This is a genomic window from Nonomuraea sp. NPDC001831, assembly GCF_042892035.1.
In the GTDB taxonomy this organism is placed as follows: Bacteria; Actinomycetota; Actinomycetes; order Streptosporangiales; family Streptosporangiaceae; genus Nonomuraea.
The window spans coordinates 1,007,822-1,026,927 of the sequence record NZ_JBIATU010000001.1 but is presented as its reverse complement, the minus strand read 5'-3'; the positions used below and the strand labels follow the sequence as shown (position 1 = coordinate 1,026,927).

17 protein-coding genes and 1 pseudogene are annotated in these 19,106 nt (G+C 72.0%); 7 read left to right on the top strand and 11 right to left on the bottom strand.

Going from position 1 to position 19,106, the window contains the following annotated elements; all coding sequences use genetic code 11:
- Positions 1-94: 94 nt before the first annotated feature.
- Positions 95-2,455: an endopeptidase La gene (gene lon / locus ACFYYW_RS04470; protein WP_387644980.1), complete on the bottom strand. Its 2,361-nt coding sequence runs from the start codon at positions 2,453-2,455 to the stop codon at positions 95-97.
- Between the two features lie 176 nt (positions 2,456-2,631).
- Here lon and ACFYYW_RS04465 point away from each other — a divergent pair, with 176 nt between their 5' ends.
- From ACFYYW_RS04465 to ACFYYW_RS04455, 3 genes are all read left to right on the top strand, one after another.
- Positions 2,632-4,092, top strand: a complete 1,461-nt coding sequence (locus tag ACFYYW_RS04465; protein ID WP_387644978.1) for a sensor histidine kinase — start codon at positions 2,632-2,634, stop codon at positions 4,090-4,092.
- Entirely contained in the window at positions 4,089-4,745 is a 657-nt protein-coding gene (locus tag ACFYYW_RS04460) for a response regulator (RefSeq protein WP_387644975.1), read from the top strand. The genes ACFYYW_RS04465 and ACFYYW_RS04460 overlap by 4 nt, the downstream gene beginning before the upstream one ends.
- 213 nt (positions 4,746-4,958) lie before the next feature.
- Positions 4,959-6,410 carry a phenylacetate--CoA ligase family protein gene (locus ACFYYW_RS04455; RefSeq protein WP_387644972.1) on the top strand — a complete coding sequence of 484 codons (1,452 nt, stop codon included), beginning with the start codon at positions 4,959-4,961 and terminating at the stop codon, positions 6,408-6,410.
- 17 nt (positions 6,411-6,427) lie between these two features.
- On the opposite strand, the gene ACFYYW_RS04450 is transcribed toward ACFYYW_RS04455, so the two are convergent.
- From ACFYYW_RS04450 to ACFYYW_RS04425, 6 genes are read right to left on the bottom strand one after another with little or no spacing between them, the layout of a single operon-like run.
- The gene (locus ACFYYW_RS04450) at positions 6,428-8,017 is read right to left on the bottom strand and encodes a SpoIIE family protein phosphatase (RefSeq protein ID WP_387644969.1); all 1,590 of its coding nucleotides are present in this window, start codon (positions 8,015-8,017) and stop codon (positions 6,428-6,430) included.
- Positions 8,010-9,692: a hybrid sensor histidine kinase/response regulator gene (locus ACFYYW_RS04445; RefSeq protein WP_387644966.1), complete on the bottom strand. Its 1,683-nt coding sequence runs from the start codon at positions 9,690-9,692 to the stop codon at positions 8,010-8,012. Before ACFYYW_RS04445 ends, ACFYYW_RS04450 begins: the two co-directional genes overlap by 8 nt.
- On the bottom strand, positions 9,679-10,680 hold the full coding sequence (locus ACFYYW_RS04440) for an ATP-binding protein (RefSeq protein ID WP_387644964.1): 1,002 nt from the start codon (positions 10,678-10,680) through the stop codon (positions 9,679-9,681). The genes ACFYYW_RS04445 and ACFYYW_RS04440 overlap by 14 nt, the downstream gene beginning before the upstream one ends.
- Complete coding sequence (locus ACFYYW_RS04435; protein ID WP_387645499.1) at positions 10,668-11,051, bottom strand: anti-sigma regulatory factor; 384 nt, start codon at positions 11,049-11,051, stop codon at positions 10,668-10,670. The genes ACFYYW_RS04440 and ACFYYW_RS04435 overlap by 13 nt, the downstream gene beginning before the upstream one ends.
- An 8-nt stretch (positions 11,052-11,059) precedes the next feature.
- Entirely contained in the window at positions 11,060-11,425 is a 366-nt protein-coding gene (locus ACFYYW_RS04430) for an STAS domain-containing protein (protein WP_221762408.1), read from the bottom strand.
- Entirely contained in the window at positions 11,425-12,261 is an 837-nt protein-coding gene (locus ACFYYW_RS04425) for an STAS domain-containing protein (RefSeq protein WP_387644962.1), read from the bottom strand. The genes ACFYYW_RS04430 and ACFYYW_RS04425 overlap by 1 nt, the downstream gene beginning before the upstream one ends.
- Before the next feature lie 255 nt (positions 12,262-12,516).
- Between ACFYYW_RS04425 and ACFYYW_RS04420 the strand changes: the two genes are divergently transcribed.
- Positions 12,517-13,167 carry a heme oxygenase (biliverdin-producing) gene (locus ACFYYW_RS04420; RefSeq protein ID WP_387644960.1) on the top strand — a complete coding sequence of 217 codons (651 nt, stop codon included), beginning with the start codon at positions 12,517-12,519 and terminating at the stop codon, positions 13,165-13,167.
- Here the strand turns inward: ACFYYW_RS04420 and ACFYYW_RS04415 are convergent.
- From ACFYYW_RS04415 to ACFYYW_RS04400, 4 genes are read right to left on the bottom strand one after another with little or no spacing between them, the layout of a single operon-like run.
- Positions 13,151-15,157: an APC family permease gene (locus ACFYYW_RS04415; RefSeq protein WP_387644958.1), complete on the bottom strand. Its 2,007-nt coding sequence runs from the start codon at positions 15,155-15,157 to the stop codon at positions 13,151-13,153. The two genes, ACFYYW_RS04420 and ACFYYW_RS04415, sit on opposite strands and share 17 nt — an antisense overlap.
- Before the next feature lie 22 nt (positions 15,158-15,179).
- Positions 15,180-15,557 carry a fluoride efflux transporter CrcB gene (crcB, locus tag ACFYYW_RS04410; protein ID WP_352330237.1) on the bottom strand — a complete coding sequence of 126 codons (378 nt, stop codon included), beginning with the start codon at positions 15,555-15,557 and terminating at the stop codon, positions 15,180-15,182.
- A complete protein-coding gene (locus ACFYYW_RS04405; protein ID WP_387644955.1) occupies positions 15,554-15,946 on the bottom strand; it encodes a fluoride efflux transporter FluC in 393 nt (130 codons plus the stop codon). The genes crcB and ACFYYW_RS04405 overlap by 4 nt, the downstream gene beginning before the upstream one ends.
- A complete protein-coding gene (locus ACFYYW_RS04400) occupies positions 15,946-17,163 on the bottom strand; it encodes an ammonium transporter (RefSeq protein WP_387644953.1) in 1,218 nt (405 codons plus the stop codon). Before ACFYYW_RS04400 ends, ACFYYW_RS04405 begins: the two co-directional genes overlap by 1 nt.
- Positions 17,164-17,388: 225 nt before the next feature.
- Here ACFYYW_RS04400 and ACFYYW_RS04395 point away from each other — a divergent pair, with 225 nt between their 5' ends.
- The 3 genes and pseudogenes from ACFYYW_RS04395 to ACFYYW_RS04385 form a co-directional block, all read left to right on the top strand.
- A complete protein-coding gene (locus ACFYYW_RS04395) occupies positions 17,389-18,321 on the top strand; it encodes an urea transporter (protein ID WP_352330242.1) in 933 nt (310 codons plus the stop codon).
- A 9-nt stretch (positions 18,322-18,330) separates the two neighbouring features.
- Positions 18,331-18,636 carry an urease subunit gamma gene (locus ACFYYW_RS04390; RefSeq protein WP_352330244.1) on the top strand — a complete coding sequence of 102 codons (306 nt, stop codon included), beginning with the start codon at positions 18,331-18,333 and terminating at the stop codon, positions 18,634-18,636.
- A gap of 31 nt (positions 18,637-18,667) precedes the next feature.
- Positions 18,668-18,973 (top strand): annotated as a pseudogene (locus ACFYYW_RS04385) (urease subunit beta); the annotation flags it as partial.
- Positions 18,974-19,106 lie beyond the last annotated feature (133 nt).

Genomic DNA, 19,106 nt, shown 5'->3' with positions numbered 1-19,106 from the left:
CGCTTCGCCGGTGTGTTCGGGCCCGCCCCCGTACATGGAGCCGCCCCGCCGCATCCGGGAAGCCGGGTGCGGCGGGGCGGTGCCGGGTGCGGCGTCAGGCCGCGACCGTGGTGGCGACCTCGGCCGGGGTGAGCGCGATGTCGAGGACCTCGCGCACGTCGCTGACCGCGTGGATGGTCAGCTCGTTGCGCACCTCCTCGGGCACGTCGTCCAGGTCGGGCTCGTTGCGGGCCGGGATGAGCACCGTGGTGATGCCCGCCCGGTGGGCGGCCAGCAGCTTCTGCTTGACGCCGCCGATCGGCAGGACCCGCCCGGTCAGCGAGATCTCACCGGTCATGGCGACGTCGGCGCGGACCTGGCGGCCCGACAGGAGCGAGGCCAGCGCGGTCGTCAGCGTCACGCCCGCCGAGGGACCGTCCTTGGGGACGGCGCCCGCGGGGAAGTGCACGTGGACCGAGCGGTCCTTCAGCGCGGTGACCGGCAGCTCCAGCTCCGCGCCGTGCGAGCGCAGGTAGGACAGCGCGATCCGGGCCGACTCCTTCATCACGTCGCCGAGCTGGCCGGTCAGGGTCAGGCCGGTCTCGCCGGTCTCCGGGTCGGCCAGCGACGCCTCCACGTAGAGGACGTCGCCGCCGGCCCCGGTCACCGCCAGGCCCGTGGCCACGCCCGGCACGGAGGTGCGCTGGGTGGACTCGGGCAGCGACGACTCCGGCACGAACCGCGGCCTGCCGATGTAGCCGACCAGGTCGTCCGGGCCGACCGTGACGGGCAGCTCGTCCTTGGCCGCCACCTTGCGCAGGATCCTGGCGACCGCCCGCTCCAGCGAGCGCACGCCGGCCTCGCGGGTGTACTCGCCGGCCAGCCGCCGCAGCGCGCCGTCGTCGACCTTGACCTCCTCGGAGGTCAGCCCCGCGAGCTCCAGCTGCCTGGGCAGCAGGTGGTCGCGGGCGATGGCGACCTTCTCGTCCTCGGTGTAGCCGTCGAGCGTGACGACCTCCATGCGGTCGAGCAGCGGGCCGGGGATGGCCTCCAGCACGTTGGCCGTGGCCAGGAACAGCACGTCGGACAGGTCGAGCTCGACCTCCAGGTAGTGGTCGCGGAAGGTGTGGTTCTGGGCCGGGTCGAGGACCTCCAGCAGCGCCGCCGTCGGGTCGCCGCGGTAGTCGGCGCCGACCTTGTCGACCTCGTCGAGCAGGACGACCGGGTTCATCGAGCCGGCCTCGCGGATGGCCCGGACCACGCGGCCCGGCAGGGCGCCGACGTAGGTGCGCCGGTGCCCGCGGATCTCCGCCTCGTCGCGTACGCCGCCGAGCGCGACCCGGACGAACTTGCGGCCCATCGCGCGCGCCACCGACTCGCCCAGGGACGTCTTGCCGACCCCGGGAGGACCGGCGAGGGCCAGGACGGCGCCGCTGCGCCGGCCGCCCACCACGCCGAGGCCCTTGTCCTGGCGGCGCTTGCGCACGGCCAGGTGCTCGATGATGCGGTCCTTGACGTCGTCGAGGCCCGTGTGGTCGGCGTCGAGCACGGCCCGCGCGCCCGCGATGTCGTAGTTGTCCTCGGTACGCTCGTTCCACGGGATGTCGAGCACCGTGTCGAGCCAGGTGCGGATCCAGCCGCCCTCCGGGGACTGGTCGGAGGTGCGCTCCAGCTTGTCGACCTCCTTGAGCGCGGCCTCGCGCACCTTCTCCGGCAGGTCGGCGGCCTCGACGCGGGCCCGGTAGTCCTCCTCCTCGCTCTCGGCGGTGTCGCCGTTGAGCTCCTTCAGCTCCTTGCGGACCGCGGCGAGCTGCTGGCGCAGCAGGAACTCACGCTGCTGCTTCTCCATGCCCTCCTGGACGTCCTTGCGGATCGTCTCGGCGACGTCGAGCTCGGCGAGGTGCTCGCGCGACCACTCGACGAGCTTGGCCAGGCGGTCGGCGGGGTCGGGAGCCTCGAGCAGCTCGACCTTCTGCGCCGTGGTCAGCCAAGGGGTGTAGCCGGAGCTGTCGGCCAGCACCGAGGGGTCGTCGATCTGGTTGACCTGGTCGACGACCTGCCAGGCGCCGCGCTTCTGCAGGATGGTGGTGGCCAGGGCCTTGTACTCCTTGGCCAGCTCCTGGGCGCGCTCGCCGGCCGGAACCGTGTCGATCGTGTCGGCCTCGACCCACAGTGCGGCGCCGGGGCCGGTGGTGCCGGTGCCCACGCGCACCCGGTTGACACCGCGGACCACGGCGGCGGGCTCACCGCCGGGCAGCCTCCCGACCTGCTCGATCACCGCCTGGACGCCGACGGCGCCGTAGCGGCCGTCGATCCGGGGAACGAGGAGGACCCGCGGCTTGTTACCACCGGACGCGCGGGCCGCGTCGATCGCAGCACGCACCTCGGAGTCGGACAGGTCCAGCGGAACCACCATGCCCGGCAGGACGACCTCGTCGTCGAGCGGCAGGACCGGGAGGATCAAGCTCTCACTCATGCGAACTCCAAAGGGTTGAGTTATACCGACTCAATTCATTGGAGCGCGCTGTTGTTCCCAACCTTGCCGATGTTCGCTCACGGCGATCGTAATGTTGTAAGCGATACCTGAGGGTGACGTCAGGATCAGACCTTGGTCTGACGCCCGGCCGGCCGCCTTTCCGTATTCTTGACCAGGTGAATCACCGTGCCCGGCGCTCCGCGCCCCTCGCCTTCCGAGGCGACGCGCGCACCGGCCCTCCGGAGTCGCCGGGAGGAGCGGCCGGGCGGTTCGCCGTGGCGTTGTGGCGGGCCTTGCTGGCCGTGCTGCGGCCCTTCACGCTCGCGTTGCTGACGGGCGGCGCCGATCCCCCGTCCCGGCCGCGTTCCCGGTGGCTGCGGCTGCCGGTGCCCCGATGGCTGGCGCCGGTGGTCCCGGTGAAGACGTACAGCGTGGTGCGGATCGCCGAGCTCCTGCTGGGCGTGGAGCTGTTCGGCGTGACGCTGTCCACGACCCAGGAGTGGAACGAGCGGGCCGCCGCCACGCCCGGCGATCCCGCGCCGCTCTGGGGCGGCGTCGTCGTCCTCGCGGCCCTGGCCGCCGGCCTGCCCGTGGTGCTGCGCAACCGGTGGCCGCTGGCGGCCTGGCGGGCGGCGGCCGTGCTGGCCCCCGTCGCCGTCTGCGCCAGCCTCACGATCGGGCAGGACGAGGGCTACGCGCCCTACCCGGTCGCGGTGGGGGTGGCGTACCTGCTGGCGCTGTATTCCGTGGGCGTGCGCTGCGAGCGGCGGATCACGGTGGGGGCCGGGATCCTCACCGTCCTGTTGTGCCTGGCCGTCGACGTCGACTCGACGCCGGTGGTGGCCGGCGTGGCCGTGGTCGTCCTGCTGTTCGGCTACAACGTGCGCGCCCGGCGCAACGCCACGGCCCTGCTCGTCGAGGAGGAGCGGCGCACCCGGCAGGCCGAGGGCGCCCAGGCGGTGCTGGAGGAGCGCGCCCGCATCGCCCGCGAGCTGCACGACGTCGTGGCCCACCACATGTCGGTGATCGCCATCCAGGCCGAGGCGGTGCCCCTCAGGGCCGCGGGCGACGCCTCCCAGCTGGAGGCGGGGCTGGCCGAGATCCGCGCGTTGTCCCTGGAGGCCATCGACGAGCTGCGCCAGGTCCTCGGCGTGCTGCGCGATCCCGAGGGCCGCACCGACACCGCGCCGCAGCCCGGCCTCGACCGGCTGGAGGAGCTGGTGGCCAACGCCCGCAACGCGGGGCTGACCGTGGCGGTCGACCGGCGGCGGCCGATCGGGCCGCTGTCGCCCGCGGTGGGGTTGTCGGCGTACCGGATCGTGCAGGAGTCGCTCAGCAACGCGATGCGGCACGCGCCGGGGTCGAGCGTCACCGTCGAGATCGCCGCCGACGCCGGCACGCTGCGCCTGCGCGTCGCCAACGGCCCCGGCCGCTCCGCCGCGGCGGCGCCCGGCGCGGGCCAGGGGCTGGTGGGCATGCGGGAACGCGCGGCGCTGCTCGGCGGCACGCTCGACGCCGGGCCCACGAGGGGCGGCGGTTACCAGGTGAGCGCCGCGTTGCCGACGGAACCGCCGGTCGGGTCGTCAACCGGGGCGGGCGCGGGGCTGTCGATCGAGGAGAGGGAGGGCGCCGCGTGATCCGCGTGCTGATCGCCGACGACCAGGGGATGGTCCGCACGGGGTTCACCGTGTTCCTGAGCGGCCAGCCGGACATCGAGGTCGTGGGCGAGGCGGCCGACGGCCGCGAGGCGGTGACGCGGGCCGTCGCGCTGAGCCCCGACGTGGTGCTGATGGACGTGCGCATGCCGGTCATGAACGGGCTGGAGGCCACCCGGGAGGTGCTGGCGGTGTGCCCGGCGTCGAAGGTGCTCATCCTGACCACGTTCGACCTCGACGACTACGTCTACGAGGCGCTGCGGGCGGGAGCCAGCGGGTTCCTGCTCAAGGACGCCTCGGCGGCCCAGCTCGCCGAGGCCGTCCGCGTGGTCGCCGCCGGCGACGCGCTCATCGCGCCGGCCGTCACCAAGCGGCTGATCCACGAGTTCGCCCGGCTGGGCGGGCCGCGTCCGCCGTCGGGGAGGCGTCCGGAGGAGCTGACCGAGCGCGAGGCGGAGGTGCTCATCCTGGTCGCGCAGGCCATGTCCAACCAGGAGATCGCCCAGAAGCTGTTCGTGGCCGAGCAGACGGTCAAGACCCATGTGGGCCGCGTGCTGACCAAACTCGGGCTGCGCGACCGCGCCCAGGCCATCGTCTTCGCCTACGAAACCGGCCTCGTCCGCCCCGGCGAGTGACCCGTCCCGCGACCACTCGACGACCCGCCGGGCACGAGGGAGCTCGTCGAGGAGATCCGGCGCGGGTCACCACGCTTCCCCGACCGTCCGGACCTGGCCGGACTGGCGTACCTGTCGGCCTGCTCGACGGATTCCGCCATGTCGCCGGCAGTCTGTGGCCGCTCGCCCCCACGCCGGCAGGCCCTGGCCCGTTCGTGCTGCCGTGGTGTCACCATGGGGCTGGAGACGATCGAATCGTGGAGGGAGGAGGCGTGGGGGCCGGTCCGGGGCGCGGGGTTCCGGGCGGTCGGCCGCGCGTGCCCCATGGATCCCCTTGAGCTCTTTCACCAGGTGGCCGCCACCGTGCCCGCCTACCGTTCGTTCCTGGCCGAGCACGGTGTCGAGCCGGCGGACGTCACCAGCCTGGAGCGCTTCAGCCGGCTGCCGATGACGTCCAAGGACACCTACATCCGCCGCCACCCGCTCCCCGACCTCTGCCGGGACGGCGTGATCGGGGACATGATCGCCGTGTCGTCGGGCTCGACGGGGACGCCGTCGTTCTGGCCGCGTACGGTGGCGGACGAGCGGGTGATCGCCGCCCGCTTCGAGGAGGTCTTCCGTGACTCCTTCGGGGCCCGCGAACGCCGTACGCTGGCCGTGGTCTGCTTCGCCCTGGGCACCTGGGTGGGCGGCCTGTTCACCATCGAGTGCTGTCGTCACCTGGCCGAACGCGGCTACCCGATCACCGTCGTCGCGCCGGGCACCGACCGCAGGGAGATCGCGCGGGTGCTGCCGGAGCTGGCGCCGCACTTCGACCAGGTGGTCCTGCTGGGCTATCCGCCGTTCCTGAAGAACGTGATCGACACCGAGCCGCTCCCCTGGGCCGACTGGAACGTCAAGCTGGTCACGGCGGGCGAGGTGTTCAGCGAGGAGTGGCGCACGCTGGTGGCCGAGCGGGCCGGGATCGCCGACCCGGTGCGCGGCATCGCCTCCCTGTACGGCACCGCGGACGCCGGGGTGCTCGGCAACGAGACGCCGCTCTCGGTCGAGCTGCGCCGTTTCCTGTCCGGCCGTCCGGACACGGCCAGGGAGCTGTTCGGGGAGTCCCGGCTGCCGACGCTGGTGCAGTACGACCCGCGGGTGCGCTTCTTCGAGGAGCACGAGGGCACGCTGCTGTTCTCCGGCGACAACGGCGTGCCGCTGATCCGTTACCACATCGCCGACGAGGGCGGGGTGATCCCGTACGAGCGCATGATGGAGTTCGCCGGGCGGCACGGATTCCGGTCGCAGGTCGCCGGCCCGCGCCATCCGTTCGTCTACGTGTTCGGCCGCAGCCATTTCACGCTGTCGTACTACGGGGCGAACGTCTACCCGGAGAACATCGCGGTGGGGCTGGAGCAGCCGGAGGTCAGCGGGTCGGTGACGGGCAAGTTCGTGATGGAGGCGGCCGAGGACGCCGACCACGACCGGCACCTGACGGTCACGGTGGAGCTGATGCCCGGCGAGAAGCCCGCCGACGAGGTCGCCCAGGCGGTGGGAGCCTCGATCCTGGCCCAGCTCCTGCGGCTGAACAGCGAGTTCGCGAACTACGTGCCGGCGGCGCAGCAGCTGCCGTCCATCCGGTTGCGCGAGGCCGGGGACCCCGAGTACTTCCCGCCCGGGGCCAAGCACCGGTACACCCGCTGAGGCGCCGGCGCAACCGTTCAGGCCCCGCCGGAGTCCGCGTCGAGCGTGCGGCGGACGACGACGAGCGCCACGTCGTCCTCGCGCGCCCCGAACGCCGCCAGCATGCGCTCGGCGAACTCCTCCAGGTCGTCCTCGACGGTCTCGGCGAGCTGCCTGGCCTTCTCCATGCTGTCGTCGAGCAGGATGTGCCGGTCCTCCAGCAGGCCGTCGGTGAACAACATCATCGTGCCGCCGGGCGGCAGCTTGAGCCGGTCGACCTGGTACCGCTCGGGCACCGCGCCGAGCAGCAGGTTGCCCAGCGTGTGGTACGAGCTGCCGGGCCCGGCGAACAGCGGCGGCATGTGCCCGGCGTTGGCCAGCTCGATCTCGCCGGTGGCCGGGTCGATGAGCATCAGGCACACGGTGGCGGTCAGGCCCCGGTGGTAGCGGCGCATCATCTGGTTGAGCAGGTCGAGGGAGGCGCTCAGGTCCACCTGGGCGATGAGCGAGGCGCGCAGGGCGTGGCGCACCTCGGCCATGACGGTCGCGGCGTGCAGGGAGTGGCCCTCCACGTCGCCGACGGCGACCAGCACGCGTCCGTCGACCTGCAGCACCTCGTAGAAGTCGCCGCCGACCTCGACGTTGTCCACGGCGGGCTGGTAGCGCAGCGCGACCTGCAGGCCGGGCACCTCGGGGATCCGGCTGGGCAGCAGGCTGCGCTGCAGGGTCAGCGCGATGTCGTGCTCCTCGGTGTAGGCGCGCAGCGCACCCAGCGCCAGGGCCAGCTCCTGGCCGAGCTGGCGCAGCAGGTTCACCTCGTCGGCGTCGAGCGGCGAGACGGCCTCGACGCCCAGGTAGACCGGCGACGGCGAGTTCTTGGTGCGGCAGAGCACGCCGGTGGTGCAGCCCTCGGCGCGCACGTCGGGCAGCAGGCTCTCCCACTCGCGGGTGGCCAGGGTGAACACCCGGGCCCTGGTGGCGTCCTTCAGCGTCCGCTCGGACAGGCGGTCCAGCACGTCGGAGGCGGCGGGCTGGACACTGGCCGGCTCGCCGGGCCGGGCGCGGAAGCGCCGCACCCGCCCGTCGGGCAGCATGGCGAGCGTGCCGCTGTAGCGGCCGAGCACCTCGGCGGTGCCCTCGACGGCCACGGTCAGCAGCTCGTCGAACGTCTCGGCCTCGTTCATCCGCAACGTCACCTCGGCGAGCTTGGCCAGGCGCTCGGCCATCAGCTCGGCCCGCCAGCGCGCCCGGTAGTAGCGCAGCATGGCCTCGACGGTCGCGGCGAACTCGGTGGGCTCGATGGGCTCGCTCAGGTAGGCGTCGGCGCCGCGTTCCAGCCCCTCGGTGCGGTCGGCGGGGGTGATCGCGTTGGCCGACACCTGGATGACGGGGATGGAGGCGGTGGCCGGGTTGGCCTTGATCAGCTCGCAGACCTCGTAGCCGTTGATGTCGGGCAGGCGCACGTCGAGGACGACCAGGTCGACCTGGTTGGCGGCGAGCAGGCCGAGGGCCTCCTCGCCGCCCCTGGCCTCCAGCACCTGGTGGCCCGACCGTCGTAGCCAGCTCGACAGGATGTAGCGCTTGGTGGGGGTGTCGTCCACCACCAGCACGCGTGCGGACTCAGACATCCTGGTCCTCTCCAGCACCGCCGTTCTCGCCCTGGCGGGCGCTGCGGATGGCCTGCAGGAGTTGTTCCCTGCGCAGCCCGTGCTTGGACAGTACCGGCCGGTTGCCGGGGGCGTGTTGCGGGGCGATGGTCACGATGACGACCGGGATGTCGCTCAGCCGCTCGTCCTCGGCCATCTGGTGCAGCAGCACGTGGCCGTCCACGCGCGGCATGAGCAGGTCGACCAGGATCACGTCGGGCGGGGAGGCGGCCATGACCTCCAGCGCGGCGGCGCCGTCGGCGGCCTCGTCCACGTGCACGGTGAAGCCGTAGAGCATGCGGCGGGCGGTGGCACGGAAGACCTCGTCGTCGTCGGCGATCAGCACGCGCTGGACCTCCGGCGTGCCGCTCTGGTGCGGCAGCCGCAGGGTGGCGGTGGTGCCCTCGCCCGGCGTGCTGGTGAGATCCAGCGTGCCGCCCAGGGCCTCGGCGAGCCTACGCGCGTACGGCAGGCCGAGGCCGGTGCCCTTGGCGCTGACCTGCAGCGAGCCGGGAACCTGGTAGAAGTCCTCGAACACGCGCGTCAAATGTTCCTCCGAGATGCCGATGCCGCTGTCCGTGACCGTGATGACGATCTCGCCCTTGGCTTCGTCGGCATGCGCGGCCAGCACTATCTGCCCGCTCTGAGTAAATTTGAGCGCGTTCGAGAGCAAGTTGCGCAGAATTCTGATCAGCATGCTCTCGTCGGCGTACAGCTCGGTGGCCTCCGGCGCGATCTCCTGGCTCAGCGTCACGCCGGCGCGCTCGCTGGTCGGCCGCATCGTGACGTGCAACTGCCCGGCCATCCGCGCCAGGTTGACCAGCGTGGGCTGCGGATCCAGGCGGCCGGACTCGGCCTTGGCCATGTCGAGCAGCTCGCTGACGAGCTCGAGCAGCGTCTGCGCCGAGTCACCGATGAGCCCGATCTGATGGGCCTGCTCCTCGGTCAGCGGCTCGCCGCCCTGGCCGGTCAGCAGCCGGACCAGGCCGATGACGGAGTTCAGCGGGGTGCGCAGCTCGTGGCTGACGGTGGCCCAGAACCGGTTGCGCGCGTCGATGGTCTCGCGGAGCTGGGCGGACTTCTCGTCCAGCTCGGCGTACAGGGCGACGACTCCCCTGTTGGTCTCCTCCAGCTCAGCCGAGAGCTGGTTGTACATGGCCAGCACGCCGGTGTTGGTCTCCTGCAGCTCGGAGTTGAGCCGCAGCACGTCCTCCAGGGTCTCGGCCAGCTCCCTGTTCTGCTCGCGCAGCTCCTCCATCGCGCTGATCGGCGCCAGCTTGGCCAGGTCGGCGCGGATGGCCGCCAGCGGGGCGGCGGTCGCCCGCGGCCGCAGCCGCTTGGTGATCGTGATGTGGCCGTCGCCGAGGGCGATGTCGTCGACGAGCCGGCCGGCCAGCGTCACGCCTTCGGAGCGGTCCAAGGCGGACGGCCTGGTGTGGCGGATGGTGATCGTGAGCACGTCGCGGCCGAGCGTGATCACGGCGGCGGCGTCCTTGCCGAAGGCCTCCCTGCCCACCTCACTGAGGGCGGTGGCGACCCTGATCTGGTCCTGGGACTCCAGCCCGACCAGCTCGGCCGCGGCCCGGCCGAGGCGGCGCAGGACGAAGACGTCCTGGTCGGTTTCGAGCCTGACCCTGATGAGCTCAGTTTCCGCCATTGCCGGGCCTCACCGTCACCACGCAGGCGTCGTCGCGCCTGCTGCCCGCCTCGCGCAGCAGGCCCGCGGCGATGACCGCGGGGGTGCGCGCGAACAGCCCCGGCACGTTCCCGGGGTCCCATCGGTCGGTCAGGCCGTCGGAGTGCATCACGACGGTGGCGTACGGGGGGATCTTGTACTCGTACTGGCGGAGCGTGCGTCCCTGGTGACCGGCGATGCCGGGCAGCGAGATCATGCCCTGCCGGCCGCCGGCGTCGGCGACCCAGCCGGAGACGTTGCCCAGCCCGGCGTAGGTGACGGTGTCCCGGCCGACCCGGGCGACCGCGACGGCGCCGCCGCGGGTGCCGCTCAGCCCGCGGTGCAGGTGTTCCAGGATCGCCAGCGGCTCCTGGTCCTGGACCTGCGCGAACAGCTCGACGGCGGTCTGCGCGGCGATGGCGGCGATGTGGCCGTGGCCGAGGCCGTCGCACAGCAGCACCGTGGTGCTCTCGTCGTTCTCGGCGATGGCGTAGCCGTCACCGCAGCTGACCTCCTCGCCGATCGGCCGGGTCAGGCCGCTGGCGCGCAGCGGCGGGCCGGGCGTGTCCGCGGCGGTGAAGTGCATGACGAGCACCGTGCCCATGCCGGGCACGGAGTGAACGTCGTATCCGGTGGCGATGCGGGCGATGGCCCCCATCCCGATGCCGAGCGTGCCGGAGGTGGAGTAGCCGTCGCGCAGGGCGCGGGCCACGTCGGCCATGCCGGGCCCCTTGTCCACCGCGACGAGCTCCACGCTGGCCGGGTCCTCGGGGTGCGGCCGCACCAGGACGACGCCCTCCACGGCGTGCTTGACCAGGTTGGAGACGGCCTCGCTGACGGCCACGGCCGTCTGACCGGTGCGGGTGGTGTCGAACCCGGCCGCCTCGGCCAGCTCGACCGCCCGCCGCCGGACGGCGCCGACGGCGCTCGGGTCCTCGGCGCGCACCCAGGCCGGGTTCACCTCGCCCACTTGGTCACCGTCACGGTCGTGCCCTTCCCGGGAGCGGAGACCAGGTCGAACTCGTCGACCAGGCGGCGGGAGCCGCCGAGGCCGAGGCCCATGCCGCCGCCGGTGGTGAATCCGTCGGTGAGCGCCTTGTCCAGGTCGGGGATGCCGGGGCCCTTGTCGCTGAAGACCAGCTTCAGGCCCCGCTTCCTGCCGTTCTCGACGAGGTCGATGCGCACGTCACCGCCGCCGGCGTAGACGAGCGCGTTGCGGGCCAGCTCGCTGGCCGCAGTGACGATCTTGGTCTGGTCCACGAGGGAGAGCCCTGCCTCGATCGCGAGGGTCCGCACGATCTGCCGGACCATCACGACGTCCGCGCTGCCCGCGATCGTCATCGTCTCGGTCACGTGGCGGCGCCCCTGACGTGGTCGAGGAGCGCCACTCCCTTCTCCAGGTTCAGCGCCGTGCGCACGCCACCCAGCGACAGGCCCAGCTCGACCAGGGTGATCGCCACCGCGGGACGCATGCCGACGACCACGGTCTGGGCGTCGAGCATGCGGCACATGGTGGCGATGGTGGCCAGCATGCGGCCGATGAAGGAGTCGACGATCTCGACCGCGGTGATGTCGATGATCACGCCTCTGGCCCCGGTGGCGACGACCCGCTCGGCCAGGTCCTCCTGCAGGGCCAGCACGCTCTGGTCCTCCAGGTCGATCTGGATGGAGACGATCAGGATGTCGCCGAGCTTGAGTACGGGGACCCGGTCCATCAGGCGCCCTCCGCCCGGACGGCGATGCGGGCGTGCTTCGACTGCGTCACCTGCACGCCGCTGCGCTTGAAGGCGTGGGCGAGGGCGTCGGCCAGCGACGCCTTGGTGACGATGTCGCCGAACTCGATGCCGAGCGTGACGATGGTGTGCGCGATCTGCGGGCGGATGCCGGAGATGACGCATTCGGCGCCCATCAGCCTGGCGGCCACCACGGTCTTGAGGAGGTGCTGGGCCACCTGGGTGTCCACGGCGGGCACGCCGGTGATGTCGATCACAGCGTGCTCGGCGCCGGTGTCGACCAGGGTCTGCAGCAGCTTCTCCATCACGACCTGGGTCCTGGCGGAGTCGAGGGTGCCGATCAGCGGCACGGCGACGATGCCCTCCCAGAGCTTGACCACCGGGGTGGACAGTTCGAGCAGCTGCTCGGCCTGGTCCAGGATGATCTTCTCGCGGGCGTCGGCGAAGGTCTCGAAGGTGAGCAGGCCGAGGTCGTCGATGAGCCGGGAGAACCAGATGAAGCCGCGCAGAGCCTCGGGCTCGCCGTCGGCCTCGACGACTTCGTACAGGGCCTCCTTGAGGCCGAAGACCGCGCGGGCGGTGTCGGACGGCGCGTGGCCCGCGCGGGCGCGGGTGCGGGAGAGCTCCGCGAGCAGCCCGCGGACGTCGACGAGGTCTCCCTTGCCCTGATCGAGAGAGGACCGCAGGGCGCGGTAGATGTCGAGAAGCTCGTCCGACGGGGCCTTGGCGAGCTGTACCCAGCGGGCGAGGATCTGCTCCTCGTGCTCACGGAGCAGCTCTTCGATGCGTCGCCTGGCGACGTCGGCTTGGACGGTCAAGGATCACTCCTGGGTTGGCTAGCGAGTGACGGTGTCACCGTATGTTAGAGGGATTTTTCCAGGTAGCGGACCGTTTGACGGCCGCCACTGTGCGCGACGGGCGGCCCCGCCAGGCCCGGCCCCTTGAGCGCCGCCTTCCTGGGTAGATGAACGGCGGAGGCGAGTTTTGCTGACATGCTGTCGCCATCGCCTTGACGGAGCCTCCGAGGGTTGTGACACTGTGTCAGAAACATTCGCGCGAGTTGGGGAAGTGTTGTGACGACGTCGTTCTCCGAGACCTTGAGGGCCGCCACCTGGGGCGACCACGAGTCGGCCGAGTCCGAGGGCTACCTCGCCGAGCTGATGGCCGGCCGGTTGACCGAGCACGAGTACGGCGAGATGGTCGCCCAGCACTACTTCGCCTACCTCGCGCTCGACGGCGTCTCCAAGGAGCTGGCCGCCCACCCGGTCGCCGGCCGCTTCGTCTTCCCCGAGCTGTACCGCGAGCCCGCCCTGGAACGCGACCTGGCCACCATCTACGGCCCCGCCTGGCGCGAGCGCGTCGCCCCCTCCAAGGCCACCCGGACCCTCCAGGCCCGCATCCACCAGATGACCGACTGGCCCGGCGGCTACATCGCCCACCACTACACCCGTTACCTCGGCGACCTGTCGGGCGGCCAGTTCATCCGCATGGAACTGCAGAAGATCTTCGGCTACCAGCCCGGCGGCGGCGTCGACTTCTACATCTTCGACGAGGTGGGCAGCCTGCCGCGGTTCAAGAACGAGTACCGGGCCCGGCTGGACGCGCTCGGCGCGCAGCTCGACGAGCGCGAGCGGCAGCGGATCATCGGCGAGGTGCGGCTGGCCTACCAGCTCAACACCGAGGTCCTGGCCGAGCTCATGCACGTCGTCAGGGCCGCGGCGTAGCCTGCGCCGGGCCGTCGCCGCCGTCCGGCGCCTGGGCCAGGACGGCCAGGCGGGTGGGCAGCCGCGGCGGGCGCTCGGCGCGGCCCTCCCCCGAGGCCAGCCGGTAGGGCACCAGGGTGACCATGACCCCCGGCAGCATCAGCAGCCGGTCCCGCAGCCGGGCGGTCAGCCGGTTGTGCAGGGCCGGCTCCCACCAGCGGCCGGTGACGTAGCTGACGATGTAGACGGTCACGACCTGGTTGGGGTGCAGCGCCAGCCAGTCGCGGACGTGCCGCACGATCGGGCCGACGGCGGTCCGGTAGGGCGCCTCGATCATCCTCAGCGGCACGGAGGAGGGCGCGTAGTGCTCCCAGCCTTCGCGCAGCTCGCGGGTCGCCTCCTCGTCGGTGCACACGTGCACGGCCTCCAGACCGGCCGGACGGGTGGCCGCGGCGTAGGCGACCGCCTGGAGCGCGGGGCTGCCCAGCCGGGAGACCAGCACCATGGCGTGGGCGCCGCCCGGCAGCTCGACCGGCGTGTCCGGCGTGGTGGCCGCCCGTACCTGGTCGTAGTGCCGTCTGATGCCCTTCATGAGCGCGAACAGCCCCGGGATGGCCAGGCAGACCAGCCAGGCGCCGTTCGCGAACTTGGTGATCAGCACGATCACCAGGACGGCGGCGGTGACCGTCGCGCCGGTCGCGTTGACGGCCTGCCGCCGCCGCACGCCGGGCGAGCGCGGGCCGGCGCGCTGCCAGTGCCGCACCATGCCGGCCTGGCTCAGCGTGAAGGAGATGAAGACGCCGATGATGTAGAGCTGGATGAGCCGGGAGCTGTTGGCGTCGAAGACGACGAGCAGCACGGCCGCGGCCGTCGCCAGCAGCAGGATGCCGTTGCTGAAGACCAGCCGGTCGCCGCGCTTGTGGAGCTGGCTGGACAGGTAGGAGTCGGCGGACAGGATCGAGGCCAGCATGGGGAAGCCGTTGTAGGCGGTGTTGGCCGCCATGATCAGGATCGCCGCGGTGCTGGCCTGCAGGAAGGCGTACAGGACGCCGCGGCCGAGCACGGCGTCGCCGATCTGGGCCAGGGCGGTGGGCTCGACGTACCCGGCGGGCATCCCGGCGAGCCGGCCGGGATGGTCGGGGTCGGTCATCCGCACGTGAGTCAGCAGGGCCAGCACGGTGATGCCGGAGAACATGGTGACCGACAGCACGCCCATGATCGCCAGGGTGTTCGCCGCGTTCCTGCTCTTGGGCCGCCGGAAGGCGGGCACGCCGTTGCTGACCGCCTCCACTCCGGTCAGCGCCGTGCAGCCGGAGGCGAACGCGCGCAGCACCAGGAAGACGGCGACGAAGCCGACGGGCTGGTAGAGCGGCTCGATGGTGAAGCCGGCGCTGACGGCGCGGGGATGCTCGCCGGTCAGCAGCCGCCAGGCGGCGACCAGGAACAGCAGGTAGACCGAGGCGATGAAGGCGTAGGTGGGCACCGCGAACCCGCGGCCGGACTCGCGGGTGCCGCGCAGGTTGACCAGGGTGAGCAGCGCGACGCAGGCCACGCTCAGCGGCGCCGACCAGCGGTCCAGGCCGGGCGCGTAGGAGGTGATGGCGTCCACCCCGGCGGCAACGGAGACGGCGACGGTCAGCACGTAGTCGACCAGCAGCGCGCTGGCGGCGACCAGGCTGGCGTTGACGCCCAGGTTCTCCCGGCTGACGACGTACGCGCCGCCGCCGCCCGGGTAGGCGTAGCAGGTCTGCCGGTAGGACACGATGATGATCACCAGCATGGCTGCGATGGCCACGGCGATCCAGCCGGTCAGGTGCAGCAGGGCGAGGCCGCCCAGGGTGAGGGCCATGATGATCTGCTCGGTCGCGTACGCCACCGACGAGATCGGGTCGCTGCAGAAGACCGGCAGCGCCAGCCGCTTGGGCAGGAGCTGCCGTTCCAGGTGCTGGGTCCGCAGCGGCCGGCCGACCAGGGCCCGCTTGGCCCGCTCCCACGGGGAGGCGGTGGTCATGGGCGTTCCCGCCTCCTTCCGGTCAGCCGGCGATCGCCCTGCCGAGCAGGTAGCCGAGGCTGACGACGGCCAGGCCGAGCACCAGGTTCATGGCGATGTTGGCCAGCGCCCGGCCGGTGGACCCGGCGGCCAGCATCTTCCAGGTGTCGGCGCTGAAGGTGCTGAAGGTGGTGAGCGCGCCGCAGAACCCGGTGCCGACCAGCGACAACACGGCCGGCGGCAGGGTCCCGTGGGAGGCGATGCCCATCAGGACGCCGAGCACGGCCGAGCCGATGACGTTGACGGCCAGCGTGCCCCAGGGCATCGCCTTTCCGGCCGCCCTGGTGACGCCGGCGTCCACGAGGTAGCGGGCCGGCGCGCCGATCAGGCCGCCGACGAAGACCACCAGCACCAGGATCATCGACGGCCGCCCAGCCGCAGGCCCGCCCAGACGGCCAGCAGGCCCAGGACGACGCTGAGCACCAGGTAGAGCACCGCCCAGCCGGCCGCGCCGCCGACGGTGAGCTCGCGGACGCCGTCCACCAGGTGCGAGAAGGTGGTGAAGCCGCCCAGGAAGCCGGTGCCGAGCAGCGCCTTGACCGGCATGCGGTGCAGCGGGTGGCGGGTCAGCTCGCCGGTGAGCAGGCCCATCAGCAGGCAGCCGAGGACGTTGACCACCAGCGTGGGCCAGGGCAGCGGGTGGTCGGCGCCCATCAGCGTCTGGGTGAGCAGGTGGCGGGCGACCGCGCCGACGCCGCCGCCCGCCCCGATCAGGACGAGCGCGCGGGCCGGATGGCGGGTGGCGGCCATCAGTCCTCCGTCCCGAGCTGCGCGTCGGTGCCGGCGAGCTGTTCGGCCTCGGTCTCGCGCATCCGGCAGAGCCGGTCCACGACGCGGCCGATGAGGTAGGTGACGACGAAGGAGTAGAGGCCGACCACGACGATCGCGGCGAGCTGCTTGAGCAGCACCTCGATCGGGCCGCCGTACAGCAGGCCCTTGGTCCTGGTGGCGCTGACGCCGGTCGCGAGCAGGCCGATGAGGGCCGTGCCGACGATGCCGCCCGCGCCGTGCACGCCGACGACGTCGAGGGTGTCGTCGTAGCCGAGGACGAGCTTCCAGGTGACCGCGTACGACACCACGACGGCGGCCACGATGCCGATGACCAGGGCGCCCTCGGCGTTGACGAAGGCGCAGGCGGGCGTGATGGCCACCAGCCCGGCCAGCGCGCCGGTGGCCGAGCCGAGCCGGGTGAAGTGCCGGTAGCGCAGCCACTCCAGGACGAGCCAGGTCAGCATCCCGGCGGCCCCGGCGATCATGGTGGTCAGGAAGGCGTTGACCGCGATGCCGCCGTCGGCCATGGCCGAGCCGGCGTTGAAGCCGAACCAGCCGAACCACAGCAGGCCCAGGCCCAGCATGACGAACGGGATGTTGCTCGGCCGAGGCGGCTCCTTCCTGCGGAAACGCACGCCGGGGCCGAGCGCGAGGGCCAGGGCCAGGCCGGCCATGCCGGAGTTCAGCTCGACGACCAGGCCGCCGGCGAAGTCGAGCACGCCCCACCGGCTGATCCAGCCCTGCCGGTCGAACACCCAGTGCGCGACCGGGAAGTACACCAGCGTCACCCAGACGACGGAGAACACGATCCACGGCCCGAGCCGGGTGCGCCCGGCGACCGAGCCGCTGATCAGGGCCACCGTGATGATGGCGAAGGTGAGCTGGAACAGCGCGAAGGCGTAGGTGGGGACGCGGCCGTGCAGCATCGTGGGCGTGATGTCGGCGAAGCGCAGGTCGCCGAAGCCGATCACGCCGGCGCCGCCCACGTCGGGGCCGAAGACCAGCCCGTAGCCGTAGCCGAACCACAGGATCGTGACCAGGGCGATCGAGACGAAGCTCATGAAGAGCATGCTGAGCACGTTCTGGGCGCGGACCATGCCGCCGTAGAAGAAGGCCAGTCCGGGCGTCATGAGCAGCACCATGGCGGCGCTCACGAGCACCCAGGCCGAATCCCCGGTGTTGAGCCCTGGCGGCATCGCTCGGCCTCCCTCCCTGTCCCCTGACAGAGATGATCGGAGGAACCGGAGGCAAAACTCCCTGGTCAAGCGCCTTTGCCGGGCATGTGCATTGTTGAGGCGCTCTTAGTCCTCAACGGCTTTCGCAAAGAATGTCCATCGAACCGCCGCCGCCGCGTGGCCCGCCCGTCGCAGGGGAATGTTGCCGCACGTCAACCCCGGTGCCGGCGAGAGAGGCAGGCGGACATGCGCGCCGAGATGCCCGACCTGCCGCTCGCCACGCTCCGCGGCGTCAGCCAGGTGGACCTGCAGAACAACCTGGGGACCGCGATCTGCTTCGTCGTCGCGCTGCTCGCCGCCGGGTGGCGCTTCGCGCTGTTCGGCCTGGTCGGCGCCGCCGTGAGCACGCTCACCGCCTGGTTCCTCGGCGCGGCCAGGGAGAGCGTGACCGCCGGGCTCGAAGGCTTCAACGGCACGCTGATCGGCGTCGCGCTGGTGCTGTACTTCCAGGCGCGGTGGATCACGCTGCTGCTGGTCGTCGTCGGCGCGATCATGGGCAGCGTCCTGACGTCGGCGCTCAAAGTGCTGCTCGGGCCGCACGACCTGCCGGGGCTCACCGCGCCGTTCTGCGCGGTGGCCACGATCATGGTGGTCGGCGGCCCGGCCTACGAGCGGGTCTGGCGCCGGCACGTCCTGGCGGCGCCGCCGTCGGCGACGTCCCCGGGGACCGCGGTGACGTTCGCCGACCTGTGGCAGGGGCTGCTGAACGGCGTCGGGCAGGTGTTCTTCCAGGGCAAGTGGTACGTCGGCCTGATCTTCCTGATCGGCCTGGCGTTCGCCGGGTGGCGGGTGGCCGGGGCCGCGCTGGCCGCCAGCGCCGTCGGGATCCTGGTGGCCGTGCTGCTCGGCGCGCCCGCGGCCGACATCGGCGCCGGCCTGTACGGCTACAACGCGGTGCTCACCGGCATCGCGCTGTGCTGCGCGTTCGTCGTGCCGACCGTCCTCGGCCTGCTGTACGCCCTGGCCGGCGTGGTGTCGGCGACCGTACTGACGGCGTTCGTCGGCTACCTGTTCGCGCCGGTCGGCGGGCACACCCTGACCTGGCCGTTCGTCCTGGTCACCTGGATCTTCCTGGCGGCGGTCCCGGCGTTCTCCGGCGTCCGGCGCGCTTCCACCTAAGGAGAGCTCATGAACCTCGCACCGCGCGAGATCGACAAGCTGCTGATCTACGTCGTCGCCGACCTGGCCGCCAAGCGCCGCGAGCGCGGCGTGAAGCTGAACTACAGCGAGGCGGTGGCGCTGATCAGCGTCGCGGTCCTGGAGGCCGCCCGCGACGGCAGGACGGTGGCCGAGTGCATGGAGCTCGGCAAGCAGGTGCTCGGCGCCGGGGACGTCATGCCCGGGGTGCGCGAAATGCTCAAGCTGATGCAGGTCGAGGCGTCGTTCAAGGACGGCTCCAAGCTCGTTTCCTGCCACGACCCCATCGGCGGCTGACACCGCCGCGACCAGAAAGGAGCGGTTCGCCATGACGGACACGGACCGGATCATGTACGGGGACGAGCCGATCGAGATCAACGCCGGTCGCGCCACGGTGACGCTGACCGTGCGCAACACCGGCGACCGGGCCATCCAGGTCGGCTCGCACTTCCACTTCTTCGAGGCGAACCGGGCGCTCAGCTTCGACCGCGAGAAGGCGTACGGCATGCATCTCGACATCCCGGCCGGCACCGCCGTACGCATCGAGCCGGGCGACACCCACCAGGTCACGCTGGTGGAGTTCGCCGGCGGCATGCGCGTCGTCGGCTTCGCCGGCCTGGTGGACGGCGGCCTGCGGGCCAGGGACAGCCGCACCCGCGCCCTGCGCCGCCTGGCCGAGCTGGGGTACGCCGACCAGCCGGAGCCGGGGGCCACGGTCCGCACCCCGGCCGAGGAGCCGCCCGCGCGCAAGGCGCCCGCCAGGAAGG